The organism is Xanthomonas sp. LMG 12461, from assembly GCF_009192935.1.
Lineage (GTDB): Bacteria > Pseudomonadota > Gammaproteobacteria > Xanthomonadales > Xanthomonadaceae > Xanthomonas_A > Xanthomonas_A sontii.
This window is the reverse complement of the sequence record NZ_NQYT01000035.1, coordinates 40,441-57,106: the sequence shown is the minus strand read 5'-3', so window position 1 is coordinate 57,106 and position 16,666 is coordinate 40,441. Positions and strand designations below refer to the sequence as shown.

General features: G+C 68.7%; 8 protein-coding genes and 1 tRNA gene. 1 reads left to right on the top strand and 8 read right to left on the bottom strand.

Going from position 1 to position 16,666, the window contains the following annotated elements:
- Positions 1 to 30 precede the first annotated feature (30 nt).
- Positions 31 to 105 (top strand) — tRNA-Glu (locus tag CEK68_RS09680).
- A gap of 244 nt (positions 106 to 349) precedes the next feature.
- Here CEK68_RS09680 and folE2 read toward each other — a convergent pair.
- The 8 genes from folE2 to CEK68_RS09640 all read right to left on the bottom strand — a co-directional run bounded on the left by folE2 (position 350) and on the right by CEK68_RS09640 (position 16,374).
- Positions 350 to 1,300 carry a GTP cyclohydrolase FolE2 gene (gene folE2, locus CEK68_RS09675; RefSeq protein WP_193314158.1) on the bottom strand — a complete coding sequence of 317 codons (951 nt, stop codon included), beginning with the start codon at positions 1,298 to 1,300 and terminating at the stop codon, positions 350 to 352.
- Between the two features lie 397 nt (positions 1,301 to 1,697).
- The gene (locus CEK68_RS09670; protein WP_152239249.1) at positions 1,698 to 3,125 is read right to left on the bottom strand and encodes a sugar porter family MFS transporter; all 1,428 of its coding nucleotides are present in this window, start codon (positions 3,123 to 3,125) and stop codon (positions 1,698 to 1,700) included.
- A gap of 91 nt (positions 3,126 to 3,216) precedes the next feature.
- The gene (xylA, locus tag CEK68_RS09665; protein WP_152239248.1) at positions 3,217 to 4,557 is read right to left on the bottom strand and encodes a xylose isomerase; all 1,341 of its coding nucleotides are present in this window, start codon (positions 4,555 to 4,557) and stop codon (positions 3,217 to 3,219) included.
- A gap of 34 nt (positions 4,558 to 4,591) precedes the next feature.
- Positions 4,592 to 6,085 (bottom strand): xylulokinase, encoded by a 1,494-nt coding sequence (gene xylB / locus CEK68_RS09660; protein WP_152239247.1) that lies wholly within the window; start codon positions 6,083 to 6,085, stop codon positions 4,592 to 4,594.
- A 755-nt stretch (positions 6,086 to 6,840) separates the two neighbouring features.
- On the bottom strand, positions 6,841 to 9,723 hold the full coding sequence (locus CEK68_RS09655; protein ID WP_152239246.1) for a TIM-barrel domain-containing protein: 2,883 nt from the start codon (positions 9,721 to 9,723) through the stop codon (positions 6,841 to 6,843).
- 53 nt (positions 9,724 to 9,776) lie between these two features.
- Positions 9,777 to 11,462, bottom strand: a complete 1,686-nt coding sequence (locus CEK68_RS09650) for a DUF5597 domain-containing protein (protein ID WP_226977830.1) — start codon at positions 11,460 to 11,462, stop codon at positions 9,777 to 9,779.
- Positions 11,463 to 11,479: 17 nt separating this feature from the next.
- Complete coding sequence (locus CEK68_RS09645; RefSeq protein WP_152239245.1) at positions 11,480 to 13,414, bottom strand: sialate O-acetylesterase; 1,935 nt, start codon at positions 13,412 to 13,414, stop codon at positions 11,480 to 11,482.
- Between the two features lie 86 nt (positions 13,415 to 13,500).
- Entirely contained in the window at positions 13,501 to 16,374 is a 2,874-nt protein-coding gene (locus tag CEK68_RS09640) for a TonB-dependent receptor (RefSeq protein WP_343193918.1), read from the bottom strand.
- Positions 16,375 to 16,666: the final 292 nt, after the last annotated feature.

Here is a 16,666-nt window from a genome sequence, read left to right as displayed (position 1 = left end):
ACTAGCGCGCTGCAATCGACGCGACCAAACGCTCCCTTCGTCTAGTGGTTAGGACGTGGCCCTCTCAAGGCTAAAACAGGGGTTCGAGTCCCCTAGGGAGCGCCATCCTCGCCTCGCCTGCAGCGCGACACAGCAAAAACCCAGCCTTGGCGGGGTTTTTTGCGTTTCGGCGCCGGCCACGGCCCGACGCGTCTCATTCCTGGTTGCGCGGGTGTCGATCGTCCTCGGCCAGACGGCTGCAGACGCCGGCACGCCGACCCAAGCCTACCTGGAACGCCGGGGCAGCCCGGGCGACGTGCGCGATCCGGTCGGCATCAGTGCGCACGTACCGACCACCCGCAGGCCGCGGTCAGGCCTGCGCCAAGTCAGGGGCGGCCTCCCCGGCCATGACCGCCACCGGCGCCGATGCGGTCTCCGCCACCGCATCGTGCGCATGCAGGCTCTCCAGATGCCGCACCTGTACCTGCACCTCGGCGTAGCGCGCACCCAGCGCCTGTTGCAGGCGGCGCGCGGCGTCCTCCACGTACATCAGGTTCTCGCCGTTGCGGCGCGCGAACGCCTGTTCGTCGGCACGCCGCACCGCCGCCTGCACCGGCGTGGCCAGGGCCTGCTCGGCGAGCGCGATCACGCCCTCCGCGTCGAAGCGCACCGCGCGCGCCGACACGCCGACCCGCACCGAGGCCACGCTGCGCTGGCTATGCGGGGTGGCGTGACTGCCGTGCCGGAGCAGCCAGTCCGCCACCGCCTCCCGCGATAGCGAGGCCTGTTCCGGGTGCTGCTGCACGAAGGCCTCGCTGAGCAGTTGCCGCGCCAGCGCCGCCGAACACGGGCAGGTCGAGGAATACAGCAGATCCACGCCGAGTCCGAGCCGGACCACGCCGCCACGCAGTTCGGCGTCGATCCGCAGCGGATACGCCCGCCATCCAGCCAGCCCCGGGCTGCGCAATGCCGGGCTGCGACGCAGCAGTTCCAGGCGCAGCGACACCCGCGCCGCGGTCGAGGCGCAGTCGGCATGGCTGTGCACCATCGCCCGCAGCAATTGCGACAGGCGCGACGGCGACAGCGGCTGCTGCGCGCTTTCGTCGAGGAGGCGGTACAGCCGCGACATATGAATGCCCTTGACCTGCGCAGACGGCAGATCGACGGCAAGCGCGGCCTGCGCCGGCACGGGTGTCGCAGGCGCGCCCTCGCCCATGTCCAGACTGATCGGCAGCGCGATGCCGTCCATGCCCACCCAGTTCAGGGGAGCGGCGATCTGCGAAGGTTCGTCGGCAGCGACATCGGGCAATGGCGAGGGGATCTGCAGGTTCATCGGAACGGCGGGAGCGGCAAGGGAGCGAGGGACGGCAAGCAAGGCGGAGTGACAATTGTTATAAAGTAACACAACAAGCGCACACCGATGGGACCGCCCTTCGCACACCTCAGGAATCAATGAATCCCTATGGGCTGCGCGGATCTGCTCACAAGGATTCGCCCAGACCCTCATCCGCCCCTGCGGGGCACCTTCCCCCGAAAAGGGGGCCATGGTCCCGGTGGGAGAAGGGAAAGGCCAAAGCCCCTCTCCCACCGGGAGAGGGGTTGGGGTGAGGGTACGGCGCGCGCAGCGCCTTCGCCGATCCGGCAATGCCTTCGGCCGCTCGCTGCAGACACACCGATCCAGAGATGGCACGCGCGCAGCACGCGCGTGCGCCTCAGCCTCAGCCCTGCATCTGCTCCAATTCCTTGCCCTTGGTCTCGTACACGTAGCGCAGCACGAAGAACACCGACAGGAACGCGGCGACGGTGTAGATGCCGTAGGCGCCGGCCAGGCCGATGCTGCCGAGCAGGACCGGGAAGGTCACGGTGATGGCGAAGTTGGACATCCACTGCGCCGCACCGGCCACCGCCAGGCCGGAGCCGCGGATCTGGTTGGGGAACATCTCGCCCAGCATCACCCACATCACCGGGCCCCAGGACATGTTGAAGAAGACCACGTAGACGTTGGCGGCGATCAACGCCAGCCGGCCCATGCCCGGCGACAGCGCCAGCTTGCCGGCCGCATCCAGCGAGGCGCTGGCGAAGGCGATGGTGACCAGGGCCAGCGACACCGCCATGCCGGCCGAGCCGATCCACAACAGCGGCTTGCGCCCGACCCGGTCGATCAACACCACGGTGATCAGGCAGGCACCGATGCTCAACGCACCGGACAGCACGTTGATCAACAACGCATCGCTCTCGGAGAAACCCACCGCCTGCCACAGCACCGCGCCGTAGTAGAACACCACGTTGATGCCGACCAGTTGCTGGAAGGTGGCCAGGCCGATGCCGATCCACACGATCGGGCGGATCTTGCCGGTGACCTTGCTGACCAGGTCCGACAGCCGCGGCGTGTGCTGGTCGGCCGACAGCGAGGCGGAGATTTCGGTCAGCTTGGTCTGCGCCGTGCCGGCGCCGTACAGCCGGGTCAGCACCGCCAGCGCCTGCTCGCGGCGGCCCCGCGCCACCAGGAAGCGCGGGCTCTCCGGAATCGCCAGCAACAGCAGCAGGAACGCGGTGGACGGCAGCGCCTGCATCCAGAACATCCAGCGCCAGGCCGGCTGCCCCAGCCACAGCGCCTCGGTGGACGCGCCGGCCGCCTTGGCCAGCAGATAATTGCTGAGGAAGGCGCAGAACAGCCCGCCGATGATGGCGATCTGCTGCACCGTGGCCAGGCGCCCGCGGTAGCGCGCCGAGGCGACCTCGGCGATGTAGGCCGGCGACATCACGCTGGCCGCACCCACCGCGAACCCGCCCATCATCCGCGCCAGCACGAACACCGCCGAGTTGTGCGCCGCGCCGGCGCCCAGCGCCGACAGCAGGAACAGCGCCGCCGAGACGATCAGCACGGTGCGCCGGCCCCAGCGATCGGCCAGCGAGCCGGCCAGGAACGCGCCGATCGCGCAGCCCAGCAGCATCGAGGCGACCTCGAAGCCAGTGCCGGCGGAACTGGACTGGAAGGTCTGCTTGAGGCCATCGACGGTACCGTTGATGACGCCGCTGTCGAAACCGAACAGGAAGCCGCCGATGGTGGCGACGCAGCTGATCAGGATGATGAGGCGGGTGTTCTCGCCGGCGTCGGCGTGGCGATCGATCGGAACACTGGACATGGGTTCACCTGGTGGCGTGCAAGAGGGAGACGGCCGGCGCGCGGGAAGGAGCATGCGCGGCGGCGGCACCGGGCCGCCGCCGCACACCGGTTCAGCGCAGCAGGTACTGGTTGATCAGGTTCTCGTAGGCTTCCTGGCGGCCGCTGCGCTGGGTCGGCTCGCCGGCCTGCGCGGCATGCGTGGCGAGGTCGGCCAGCGTGCTCTTGCCGGCGGCGAAGGCCGCGCCGGCACCGCTGTCGAAACTGGCGTAGCGCTCGCGGCGCCACTGCTCCAGCGGCGAGGTCGTGAGCAACGCGTGCGCGACTTCGAGACCGCGCGCGAACGCGTCCATGCCGCCGATGTGGGCGATGAACAGGTCCTGCGGATCGGACGACTCGCGGCGCACCTTGGCGTCGAAGTTGAGCCCGCCCGGGGCCAGCCCGCCCTGCCGCAGCACCACCAGCATCGCGCCCACGGTGTCGTAGAGATCGATCGGGAACTGGTCGGTGTCCCAGCCGTTCTGCGGATTGCCGCGGTTGGCGTCGATGCTGCCGAGCAGGCCGGCATCGCTGGCCACCTGCAGGTCGTGTTCGAAGCTGTGCCCGGACAGGGTGGCGTGGTTGGCCTCGATGTTGAGCTTGAAATCCTTGTCCAGCCCATGCTGGCGCAGGAAGCCGACCACGGTGGCGCTGTCGAAGTCGTACTGGTGCTTCATCGGCTCCATCGGCTTGGGCTCGATCAGGAAATTGCCCTTGAAGCCGATGCTGCGCCCGTAGTCGCGGGCCAGGGTCAGGAATCGCGCCAGGTGCTCCTGCTCGCGTCGCATCTGCGTGTTGTGCAGGCAGGCGTAGCCTTCGCGGCCGCCCCAGAACACGTAGTTCTCGCCGCCCAGTTCCACCGTCGCCTCCAGCGCGGCCTTGACCTGCACCGCCGCGCGCGCGACCACGTCGAAGTCAGGGTTGGTCGCCGCACCGTTCATGTAGCGCGGATGCGAGAACAGGTTGGCGGTGCCCCACAGCAGCTTGACCCCGGTGTCGGCCTGGCGCTGCCTGGCGATGCCGACCATGTGCTTGAGGTTCTTTTCGTACTGGCCGACGTCCTCGGCGTCCGGCGCCAGGTCCACGTCGTGGAAGCAGTAGTACGGCACGCCGAGCTTGGTGAAGAACTCGAACGCCGCATCGGCCTTGGCCTCTGCGCGGCCCAGCGCATCGCTGCCGGCGTCCCAGGGATAGGCGCGGGTGCCGGGGCCGAACGGATCGGCGCCGTTGCCGCAGAAGCTGTGCCAGTAGGCCACGGCGAAGCGCAGGTGCTCGGCCATGGTCTTGTCGCCGATGCGCTTGCCGGCGTCGTAGACCTTGAACGCCAGCGGATTGTCCGAGGCCTTGCCCTCGAACGGAATGCGACCGATGCCCGGGAAGTATTCCTTGGCGCCGGTGTAGACGGAAGTGCTCATCACGAAGTCCTGGTGCGTTGCGGGGGAAAGGGAATCACGCGGCGTACAGCGGGCCGATGGCCTGCAGATGCCGCTGGAAGCTCTGGTAGTGCGCCTGGTACTGCGCGCCGCGCTGCGCATCCGGCTGCGCCGAGCGCGTCGCGTCGTCCTGCTGGTGCTGCAGCACCACCTCGGCCAAGCTGGCGCGGTCGCCCTGCGCCCAGCCGTCGGCCCACAGCGCCTGCAGCGCGGCGCCGAATGCCGCGCCCTCGGCCTGCGCCGGCACGTGCACCGGCAAGCCGAACAGATCGGCGATGAGCTGGCGCCAGCCGGCGCTGTTGCTGCCGCCGCCGGTCAAGGAGATCGCATCGAATTGCAGTCCGGCATCGACGAAGGCATCGAAGCCGTTGCGCAGGCTGTAGCTGGCGCCCTCCATCGCCGCGCGATAGAAATGCGCCGGCGTGGTGTTGTGCAGGTCCATGCCGGTCAGGCAGCCGCGCGCGGCCGGCAGGTTCGGGGTGCGTTCGCCGTTGAAGAACGGCAGCAGCACCAATCCGTCCGCACCGGGCGCGGTGGCGGCGAGCAAGGCCTCGCCCTGCCCGGTCTTGATGCCGAACAGACGCGCGATGGTCTCGGTGGCCACCGTGCAGTTCATGGTGCAGATCAGCGGCAGCCAACCGCCGCTGGAAGAGCAGAACGCGGCCCAGCGTGCGTCCGGGTCGACCACCGGGCGCTCGGCGTAGGCGAACAGCGTGCCGGAGGTGCCCAGGCTCATGCTCAGGCGGCCCGGCACCACGTTGCCGGTGCCGATCGCCGCCATCATGTTGTCGCCGCCGCCGGTGGCCACGCGCACCTCGCGCGGCAGGCCCAGCGTCTGCGCCGCGGCGGCGGAGAGAAGGAAACTGGTCTCGGTCGGCACCAGCGGCGGCAGCGCCGCGGCCAGGTCGCGCTGCGGATCGATCGCCTGTAGCAGCGGCGCCGACCATTGCCGGGTGCGCACGTCCAGCCAGCCGCTGCCGGAGGCGTCGCCGACCTCGGCGTAGCGCTCGCCCGTCAGCCAGAAGTTGACGTAGTCGTGCGGCAGCAGCACCGTCGTCATCGCCGCGTAGGCATCGGGACGATACTTGCGCGTCCACGGCAGCTTGGAGGCGGTGTAGCCGGCCAGGATCGGGTTGCCGGCCAATTCCACGCAGCGCTGCGCGCCGCCGACCGCGTCCATGATCTCCTCGCACTCGCGCTGGGTGCTGGTGTCGCACCACAGCTTCACCGGCGCGGTGACCTGACCCTGCGCATCCAGCGGCACGAAACCGTGCTGCTGCCCGGACACCGCGATGGCCCGCACCTGCGACCGCTGTTCGGCGCTGAGTGCGGCGAAGCAGGCGACGATGCCGTCGATCCACCACTGCGCCTGCTGCTCGCGGGTGCCGTCGTCGCGGCTGATCAGCTCCAGCGCGTGGCCGTGGGTGGCCACCACCTGCCGACTGTCGGCATCGTAGGCGAGCAGCTTGACGCTCTGCGTGCCCACGTCCAGGCCGATGTACAGACTCATTGCCCTACCCGCCACATCGTGCACACACCCAGTTCCATCATCGCTCCAGAAGAAAGGCCGGCGTGCGGGGACCGCCCGCCGTGACGCCGAGTGTAGTGCGCACCGCACGCATCACGCAGCGGCGCATGATGACGTTACGCGTCGCGCTCTGCCAGGGCGGCCCGAGCGATGGCGTGCGCACGCAATGGATCCTGCCGCCCTGCAGCCAATTCATGGTCAACGCATGCAGAAGCGGGACACGGATCGAGCCAACGCATGTCATTACGGGTAGTGATGGCCCGTCGCATGCGCGACACGATGGCGACTGGCGCGGTCTCGCCTCTGCGCAGGAGGTGTCTACACACGGCACCATCTTGATGCGCTGCATCAAACCTGCGCGCAAGGCGGGAGCATGTTGCAGCGGAGCGCGTTCGATGCATCCCTGCTCCCCGTGGACCATGGTCCTCTTCGGGGGAAGTACCCCAGGGAGCGGATGAAGCGCTGCGCTCCGTACCCTCACCCCAACCCCTCTCCCGAGGGGAGAGGGCTCAAGCGCGCCGCGGCCGCTTCTTTGCGGACGTCACGATCGTGCCCGCGCCAGCGAACATGCTTCCCTTCTCCCATTGGGACCATGGCCCCCTTTTCGGGGGAAGATGCCCCGAAGGGGCGGATGAGGGTACGGGCGTAGCGCGCATGTTTCGCTGCATCGCGACCGAACAAGCACGCCATGACCGCCAGCACGCGGCAACTGACATTGGCGACATCTCGCGCCAGGCTCATCCGGCCCGCGCCGCGACGGCATGGCCGGTCCCCTTGCGCGGCACCTCCAGGGATTGGCCGCGGTACTCGACGCTGGCGTCGGCCGCGGGTTCGAGCACGCCGGCATCGTCGCGCGGGCCATCGACGAAGCGCACATGGATGCTGCGCCGGTCCTGCATGCCCGGCCAGCGCCCCTCGCGCGCGCCGATGCGCAACACGCCGCTGGCCTGGTCCCACTGCAACGGGATGCGGCTGAACTCGCCCTGCTCGTAGCCGTAGCCGGTGCCGTCGTCCTCGTACAGCGAGAAACGGCCGTCGGCGCCGGTATAGACCACCACGGTCAGCGGCGCATCCGGGATCTGGTCGACGTACTGCTGCACGCGGGTCATCGGCACGATGGCGCCGGCGCGCACGAACAGCGGTATGCGCTGCAGCGGCGCGGCGGCGTCGATGGTCTGGCCGCCGGCATGGCGCGCGCCACTGTTGAAGTCGATCCAGTCGGTGCCCGCCGGCAGGTAGACCTTGCGCGAGGTCGCACCGAAGCGGGTCACCGGCGCGACCAGGAACGCCGGGCCGAACAGGTACTCGTCGTCGATGTCGGCGACCTTGGGGTCGTGCGGGAAGTCCATAGGCAGGCCGCGCATCATCACTCCGTCGTGGTGATAGGTGTCGCCGGCGAGCGTGTAGATGTAGGGCAGCAGCGCGTAGCGCAGGCGGCTGTAATAGGCCATGCTGGTGTAGTACGGCGTGCCTTCCGGCGCGATGTTCCAGATCTCGCGGTACGGGAACTGGCCATGCGAGCGGAACAGCGGCACGAAGGCGCCGAACTGGAACCAGCGCGTGTTGAGTTCGCGCCACTCGGGCAGGTGCGCCGGGTCCTGGCTTTCGTAGCGTTTCTCCACGGCGAAGCCGCCGATGTCGAAGGTCCAGTTCGGCAGGCCCGACATCGACAGGTTGACGCCGGCGGAGATCTGCTCGCGCATGTCCTCCCAGCGCGAGGCGATGTCGCCGCTCCACACCGCCACGGCGTTGCGCTGGATGCCGGCGTAGCCCTTGCGCGAGAGGATGAACACGCGCTTGCCGTCGGCGGCACGGTCGCCGGCATAGACGCCATGGGTGTGCGGCAGCGGATAGGCATTGAAGAACTCGGTGGACGGCCCCAGCGCGGTCGGGGTGGTGCGCGCCTTGCGCTCGGCGATGTCCAGGTTGGAATGCACGTCGGGCTCGTCGGCATCCAGCCACCAGGCATCGATGCCCTTGCGGTTGAGCGTCTCGTCGATCTGCCGCCAGTAGATCGCCTGCGCGTCGGCCGCATACGGATCGTAGAAGGCGTTGGTGTAGCCCTTGCCGATCCAGTCCAGTTCGCCCACCTCGACGTTGCGCCGGTAGATGTGCCCGGCCGCGTCCAGTTCCTTGTAGTGGGCGGTGCTCGGATAGAACTTCGGCCAGACCGAGATCATCAGTTGCGCGTGGCTGGCGTGCACCGCCTTGACCATGCCGTCAGGATCGGGAAAGCGCGCGCGGTCGAAGGCGTGCGAGCCCCAGGCGTTCTCCGGCCAGTACGACCAGTCGAGCACGATGTTGTCGATCGGCAACTGCCGCCGGCGGTACTCGGCCAGCGCGCCGAGCAGTTCGTCCTGGGTCTTGTAGCGCTCGCGGCTCTGCCAGAAGCCGTAGGCCCACTTCGGCAGCAACACGGCCTTGCCGGTCAGCGTGCGGTAGCCGGCGATGACCTGGTCGGCGTTGTCGCCGGCGACGACGTAGTAGTCGATCATCTGCCCCGCTTCGGACCACAGCGACAGGTCGCCGGCTTCGGCCGCCGGCAGCGGGTCGCGATGCAGCAGCGCGATGTAGCTGGGATCGATCAGGTCCCATTCGACCTTGAGGGTATGCCGCTGGCCGGGTTGCAGCTGCAGCGCGAACTCGTGGTGCCAGGGGTTCCAGTTCTGCCGCCAACGGTCGACCAGCAGCTTGCCGTCGACCCACAGCCTGGCGTATTCGCTGGCGTAGAGCGAGAAGGTATGCGTGCCGCCGCGTTCGGCCTCGATCTGGCCTTCCCAGCGCACCTGCATGCGGCGCTTGTCGCCGGGCTTGGCCGCGGCGGGGAATTTCGCCAGGTCCTTGATGTATTGATAGTCGATGTCGGCTTCGCGACGCTCCAGCACCGGCTTGCCGTCGATCGCGTAATGCGCGGTCAGCGCACCGGGCTTGCCGTGCGCGTCGTACAGGCGCAGCGTCGCCGGCAGCGGCTGCAGCCCGCGCGGATCGCCGAAGCGGGTGATCGCGTTGTTGTCCCAGAGGATCCCGTAGTTGCGGCTGGACACGAGGTACGGCACCGCCATGTCGAGATTGCTCTGCAGCAGTTCGATGTCGTGGCCCTTCTGGTTCATCCAGCCCTGCTGGTGCTGGCCGAACCCGTAGAAGGCCTCGTCGGGCGGCGAGACGAAGCGCTGGCGCACGCTCAGGTAGTGGCGGCCCTCGACCTGCAACGGCGCGAAGCTGCGCCCGCCCGCCACTTCCGCCAGCAGCGGCGTGCCCTGCGCATCGCTGAAGCCGACATGGCCGTCGACGGTGGAGACCTGCGCGGTCATCCGCGCGGTCTTGAGCTGCACCGTGTCGCCGTGTTGCTCCAGCGTAAAGCCGGTGTCGCCCTGCACCGGCACCCGCATCAGGCTGGGTGTGCGCTGGAATGCGCCGGTCGGATCGGCACTGACCCGGACGATGCCGCGGTCGATCACCTGCAGGCGTACCGGCGCGGCGCCCTTGCCGCTGGGATGCACGGTGACGCCATCGGCATCGCGGGTCACCTGCTGCGCGGCGGCGGACGCGGCGACCGCGAGCAACGCCAGCGCCAACAGGCGTGGCAACGAAGGCGGCAGGCAACGGTTGGCGTGGTGCATGGTCACTCCCTTGGAAAGTCACGCGGCATGGCGCGTCTGGCGCCGCCGCATGGTCAATACGTCGCCAGGGTGACGCGCAGCAATTGCGGCACGTCGGAAAAGTTGAGTCCGTAATCGGTCTGGTCGCCGTTCCAGTTGCGCCGGAAGCGCCATTGCTCGCCCTCGTACTCACCCTCCTCCACCCGGTCGTAGAGCATGTTGGCGGTCGCGGCGCTGGCCGGATGCAGGGTCACGCGCGCATGCTGGGCTGTGATGAGGAAGGTGTCCGGGCCGAGTTCGGCGATCAGCGCCGCGCCGATCGGCGCGGGATTGCCGGGCGGCTCGCCCTGGAACCAGAACTGCGGCACGCCGTAGGTGACGGTGGCGCTCCAGCGCGCGTTGAGCGGCAGTTCCTGCACCGCCTGGCCCGGCGCCTCGGCGGTGCCGTGCAGCTTGCCGGCGGCCGCGGCGCGGGCGAACGCGCGCATGCCCATGCCTACCGCGCGGTAGCCCAGCGCGAACGGCGCCAGTGCCTGTGCGTCCACGCGCTTGGCGCCGAGCGGATCGTTGGAGTAGCCGCTGTAGTCGACGCCGAAGGTGGACCAGCCGATGCCGTCGTGGCCCAGCGCCGGATACAGGTAGCGCGCGTACTCGGGGCGGTTGCCGGTCTCGGCGACGAACAGCGCGTTGTCGGGGCGTGCGTAGCGCTGCAGCACCGTGGTGTACAGCGGGTACTCGGGCATGTAGATATCCGGCGCAAGCAGGTCGATGTGCGGCGCTGCCGCCTTCCACACGTCGAGCACGTTGTCGGTGGGGCCGCCGCTGGCGTACTGCCCGGGCTGGCCCGGATTGAACGGGCCGCGCAACGCCGCATTGACGTAGATCGGCAAGGGATACGCGGCCTTGCCGGCCTCGGCGATACGGTCGATGAAGTGCGCGATGTGCCAGGCGTGGAAGATCTCGTCGGCCTCGGCGCCGAACACCTGCGCCCAGCTGCCAGGTGACTTGCCGAGCCGCTGCAGCAATGCCTGCGGCACCGGGCCGTCGAACACGCGCTGCGCCATCGGCGAGAAATCGCGCGCACTGCCGTAGGTGCCCGGCTCGTTCTCGGCCTGCACCATGATCACCGTGCGCTGCGGATCGGCCTGGCGCAGATGCCGCATGAAGGCAACGAAGGCGGTGCGGTCGGCCTCCAGCGTGGTCGGCGCCAGCGGCGACAGCGAACCCAGGCGCCGTCCATCGCGCGCGACCACGCGCGGAAAGCGCGCATCGTCGGTCTTGACCCAATGCGGCGCGTAGTTGGGGCCGTTGTTCTTCCAGGTGCCGAACCACAGCAGCACCAACCGCACCCGCTGCGTGCGCGCCTGCGCCAGCAGGGTATCGACGAAGGAGAAATCGAACCGTCCCTCTTCCGGCTCCACCTGCTCCCAGGCGATCGGCACCTGCACCGTGTTCGGCCCCAGCGCGCGGATCGCGGGCCAGACCTGCGCCAGCGCCGCCGGATAGTTGCTGGAGTTGTTGACCTGCGCGCCGAGGATCAGGAACGGTGCGCCATCGACCAACAGCGTGTGGCGGCCGTCGGTGCTGACTAGGCGCGGGATCGGTGCCTGGGCCGGCGCCGATGGCGCGGCAGCAGGCGTGTGCGCATCAGCCGAAGGCGCGTCCGGCGCGGCCCGGCAGGCGCCCAGCAGCAGCGACAGCAGGACCGGCAGCCGCCATGCGGTGCGCAACGCGCGCGACGGCGATCCAATTCTTCGCATGCGGCCGATGCCCTGCCTCACCAGTCGTCGCTGCGGAACGGACCCACCGGCAACTGCTCGCGGTTGACCAGGTTGGCGTCCTCGGGGTTTTCGCTCCAGGCGTAGCGCACTGCCTGCGGCTGCGGCACCGCGTCGCTACGGACCACCACCTGGTCGCCCTCGATCCGCGCCTGCGCTGGATGGAAGCGGCGATCGGCGCCGGCCAGGGCGAAGCCACGCAGCACAGTGCCGCCGCTACGCACCGCCAGGGTGCTGCCCATCAAGTCGAACATCACCCGCGCCTGGCCATCGGCGAACGTGGCGCGCGCGAACACCGGCGCGCTGTAGACCAGGGTTTCGCCGTAGGCAACATGGCGTGCGACCAGCGCCAGGCGATGCCCCACGTCCTGCTTGTTGGGTGGATGGATGTTGTCCGGCGTGCCGATGTCGATGGTCACCGCCTGCCCGGTGGCCGGCAACGCCAGTGTCCTGGTCTGCGATTCACGCAGTTGCGCCCATGGGCTCAGGTCGCCCTGGTCGTTGCCGGCCTTCCAGTTGGCCAGTTGTACCCACAGGAACGGCAGCTGCGGCTGTCCGCGCTCCTGCCGCCAGCGCCCGATCAGCGACGCGAACTGCTCGCGGTAGCGCAGCGCGCCATACGGGTAGGCGTTGCTCTCGCCCTGGTACCAGATCACACCCTTGACCGGGAACGGCTGCAGGGGATGGATCATCGCGTTGTACAGCAGCGTCGGCACCTGGTTCTTGTCGTCGTTGGCGGCCAGCGTGACCTTGGCCGGGCGGAACCGCCAGTCGCCGGCCAGCGAGCGCGGCTGGCCGCCGTCGGGCTGCACGAAGAACGCCGCCGCATCGCCGGGAATGCCGCCGAAGCCGCCGGTATCCAGGACGCGGATCGCGATGTGGTTGACGCCGGCGCGCAGCGCTGCCGGCGGCACGCGGTAGCGGCGCGGCTCGGTGTAGCGCCCTTCGGTATGGCCGACCTCCACGCCATTGACGTAGGTGGTGTCGGCATCGTCCGCCGGGCCGATGCCCACGACGGCGCCGGCCTTGGCTTCAGCTGCACTGAGGGTGAAAGTGCTGCGATACCAGGCGACGCCGTCCATGCCGACGTAGCCATGCTGTTCCCACAGCCCCGGCAGCGGCTGGCGGTCCCAGTCGCGGTCGTCCAGATCGGCAGCGGCCCAGCCGGCATCCGCATCCGCGGTGGTCGGCTGTGGCCAGCGCGCCAGGCGCCGCCGGGTCTCGCCGAGGTCCTGTGCGTCCTTGGCCTGCATCTGCGCGATGCGCGTGCGCACCTGCGCCGCGTCCACGCCCGGCGAGGCGGCGTCCATCCAGGCCTCGATCGCACTGCCGCCCCAGGTGCTGTCGATGATGCCGATCGGCACGCCGGTGTGGTGGCGCAGGTCGCGCGCGAAGAAATACGCCACCGCCGAGAACGCGCCGGCGGTGGCCGGCGTCGCCGCGGCCCAACTGCCGCCGGGCAGCCGCGGCTGCGGCTGCGCCGACCAGGCCTTGGGCACCTTGAAGTTGCGCAGTTGCGGATCCGTCGCCGCCGCCACTTCGCGCGCGCCGTCGCGCGCCTGCGCCAGCGGCCACTCCATGTTGGACTGGCCGCTGGCCAGCCACACGTCGCCGATCAGCACATCGCCGATGCGCCGCTGGCTGCCGTCGCCCTGCACCTCCAGCACGTACGGGCCACCGGCCGCATGCGCCGGCAACTGCAGTCGCCAGCGGCCATCGCGGCCCGCGACCGCACTGGCGCTGGCACCGTCCAGGCGCGCCTGGATGCGTGCGCCAGGCGTGGCCCAACCCCAGACCGGAATCGGTGCATCGCGCTGCAGGACGGCGCCGTCGGCGAACAGCAACGGCAGTTGCAGTTCCGCCGCGGCCGGCCATGACGCGAACGCCAGCGCCAGCAGCGCCAGGCGAACGGTGGGATGCAGCGGTCTTGTCATGAAGCGGTTCCTGCGTCGGGAGGAAAAGCCGGCCGCGGCCACCTGCCTCGCCGCAGGCGGACCGCGTGCCGGAGACGGCTGCGCGCCTACCAGTTGGCGCGCAGCACCAGCGAGTAGCGACGATCGTTGACGAACCAGCTGCGCGTGTACAGATGCCGGTCGACCTCGCCATCGCTGTAGGAGGTCGGCCCCATCAGCACCTTGGTCTCCGCGTTGGTGATGTTGTTGGCCTGGATGCCCAGTTGCAGGTGCGGCGTGAACCGATAGAACACCGAACCGTCGAGCTGGCCGTAGTCGTCCGACCAGGTCGGCAGCTTGGTCGACACGTCGCTGGCGGTCAGCAGGTAGCGCGAGCGCCAGTTGTAGGCCAGGCGCACCGACAGCGGACCCTTCTCGTAGATGCCGGCGAGGTTGTAGCTGCGCCGCGACAGGCCTTCCAGCGGCAGCGCCACGCCGGTCACGGTGGTCTTGGTGTAGGGATCGGTGGCCGTGTTCACGCCACCGCTGCTGTCGACGAAGGTGAAGTTGGCATTGACGCCGAAGCCGCTCATCCAGCCCGGCAGCGAATCGAAGAACTGGGTGTAACCGTACTCGAAGCCGCGGATGCGGCCCTTGTCCATGTTGTACGGACGCGTCACCAGGAAGTCCTGGCCGCCATAGTTCTCGGTGACGGTCTGGTTGGAGAAGTAGTCCTTGACGCTCTTGTAGAACAGCGTCAGGTACATCATGTCGCTGCTGTCGAAGTACCACTCCAGCGCGGCGTCGTACTGGTCGGCCTTCATCGGCTTGAGGTTGGGGTTGCCGGCGGAGCCGGTCCAGTCCTTCAGCGAGCCGTCGTCGTTGACGGTGGCGGTGAGCAGCAGATACGGCTGCAACTGGGTGTAGTCCGGCCGCGCCATCGCCTTGGACGCGGCCAGGCGCAGTTGCAGCGCATCGGAGAACTTGAAGCGCAGGTTCAGGCTCGGCAGCACGTCGGTGTAGCTGCCGCGCGCGTCGTTCGGGAAGTACTGTCCGTAGTACTGGGCCTTGAGCGCGTCCGAGGCCGAGGTGGCGGACAGGTCCGGATACTGGCCGTAGCCCGAGGCCTCGGTCCTGGTCTGCACCACGCGCACGCCGATGTTGCCGTCCACCGGCACGCCCAGGGCGGTGTCGTTGCCGAAGTACATCACCATGTACGCAGCCTGGGTGCGCTCGAACTGGCGGTTGGTGTCCTGCAACTGGTACTGGTCCGGTGACCAGCCATAGCCGCGCAGCGCGACGATCTGCTCGATCAGCGCCGAGGTGCCGGCGTAATCCTTGACCGCGCTGTTGCGCGGGAAGTACAGGTTGTTGGGCACGCGCACATTGCCGCGCAGCAGGTTCGAAAAGGAATACAGCGACGAGGACGCGGTCATGTAGCTGGCCAGGTCGGCCAGGCCGGTGGCGGTGCCGGGGATGGTCGCCCAGTTGTCGCTGATCACGCCCCAGTTGTAGCCGGAATTCTTGTTGGTCTGGGTGCGGTCGGTGGCGCGGATGCCGGCACGGAAGGTGCGCAGCCACGGGTTGTCGTCGTAGCTGTACTCCAGGTCGAAGCGTGTGGCCAGTTCGCGGCCGCGGTTCTTGGCCAGGTGATCCATCGCCGCGCTCCAGAAGTAGTTGGAGGGGTCGGCGGTGTAGCTCGGGTCGGCCAGCGTCACCGCAGGGTACTTGCCGCTGAGGTCGAAGGTCAGGCCCGGCAGATAGATCGAGCTGAACAGGGTGAAGTCCAGGGTATCGCTCTGCGACTGCACCAGTTGCATATCGCCGCGCACGGTCAGCCGGTCGGTCAGGCGATGAGTGAAGCCGCCGGACAGATCGGAGGTGGTGGTGCTCTGCCGGGCATAGCGGTTGTCGGTGTAGAAGCGCACGCCGTTGTTGCCGGTGACGTTGCCGCGCCAGGAACTGGACACCGGCGAGCCGCTGACGAAACGGCCTGCGTCGTCGTAGGTGAAGGTGGTGCCGGGCGCCGGCGCGATCGCGTTGGTGTCGTCGTTGAAGAACGCCGCACGCTCCTGCCAGTTCATGTCGTAGGAGGAGCGCAGGTATTGCACGTAGAGGTCGGTGGCGTCGCTGGGCCGCCACTGGAACGCGGCCGCCACGCCCTTGCGCTTGCGTTCGAACTCCAGCTGGCGCCAGTTGACGCCCCCGGGCACGTAGACCTTGTCGAAGCTGGTGCCGGCCAGCAGCGCGGGATCGGTGCGGCGCACGAACGGTTCCACCTGGATGCCGTCGCTGCGCGTGGCCAGTTCCGAATGCGCCACATCGAGCATGAAGCCCATCTCGCCCAGGCCGGTGTTCCAGCGATCGCTGAACAGGAACGAGCCCGACGGCTTGTAGGTCTTGCTCAGGTCGCCGTAGTTGACGTCGGCGGTGAAGCCCACCACACGGCCGGGCTGGTCGAACGGCATGCGCGTGCGCAGGTTGACCGTGCCGCCGAGGCCGCCTTCGATGATCTCCGCCGAGGGATTCTTGTATACGTCCACGCCCGCCATCAGTTCGGCCGGCACGTCCTCGAAGCTGAGCCCGCGTCCGCTGGCGGCGCTGAAGCTGTCGCGGCCGTTGAGTTCGCCGCGCACCTGGGTCATGCCGCGGATCATCACCCCGCTGCCTTCGGCCGAGAAGTGGTCCGGGTCGTTGCGCGCCATGAAGTGATCGATGGTCACGCCGCTGACTCGCTGCAGCGTCTCGGTGACGCTGCGGTCCGGCAGCGCGCCGATGTCCTCGGCGCTGACCGCGTCGACGATCTGCTCGGCGTCGTGCTTGATCGACTGCGACTTGATCAGGCTCGCACGCACGCCCTTGACCTCGACCGCGTCGAGCTGGGTCACCGGGTCGCCCTTCTTGCGCGCGGCAGGCGGTGCGCTCGCAGACTCCGCCTCCTGCGCCAGTGCCTGTGCGCTGAGCAGCAGGCCGATGCTCAGCGCGATGAGCGAATGCGGCAAAACACGGGGACGACGTGACGCTGCGGTCGGCAGAGCCGGACCACAAGAATGCTGCGATGCCATGCTGTTTCCCTCCCAGGAGACATGCACACAGACACGGGCGACGGTCGCACCAGGGCGCCGTCCTGCGAGTTGTGACGGCGTCGGTCTCAGCCGCTGCCGTATCGGATGGCGCCGCTGCGCAGAGTGGCAGGCCGGTCGCTACCGCGATCGGCCGAGACTAGGAATGCACTTGGCGTGAAACAAATGAAAAATTCCCGTCAAGCTATGTGATTCCCGACTAGCGGGATGC

What these genes read in the sequence shown, in the direction of transcription:
- CEK68_RS09670 (WP_152239249.1), bottom strand. Translation starts at nt 3,125, where the DNA reads ATGTCCAGTGTTCCGATCGATCGCCACGCCGACGCCGGCGAGAACACC.
- xylA (WP_152239248.1), bottom strand. Translation starts at nt 4,557, where the DNA reads ATGAGCACTTCCGTCTACACCGGCGCCAAGGAATACTTCCCGGGCATC.
- xylB (WP_152239247.1), bottom strand. Translation starts at nt 6,085, where the DNA reads ATGAGTCTGTACATCGGCCTGGACGTGGGCACGCAGAGCGTCAAGCTG.
- CEK68_RS09655 (WP_152239246.1), bottom strand. Translation starts at nt 9,723, where the DNA reads ATGCACCACGCCAACCGTTGCCTGCCGCCTTCGTTGCCACGCCTGTTG.
- CEK68_RS09650 (WP_226977830.1), bottom strand. Translation starts at nt 11,462, where the DNA reads ATGCGAAGAATTGGATCGCCGTCGCGCGCGTTGCGCACCGCATGGCGG.
- CEK68_RS09645 (WP_152239245.1), bottom strand. Translation starts at nt 13,414, where the DNA reads ATGACAAGACCGCTGCATCCCACCGTTCGCCTGGCGCTGCTGGCGCTG.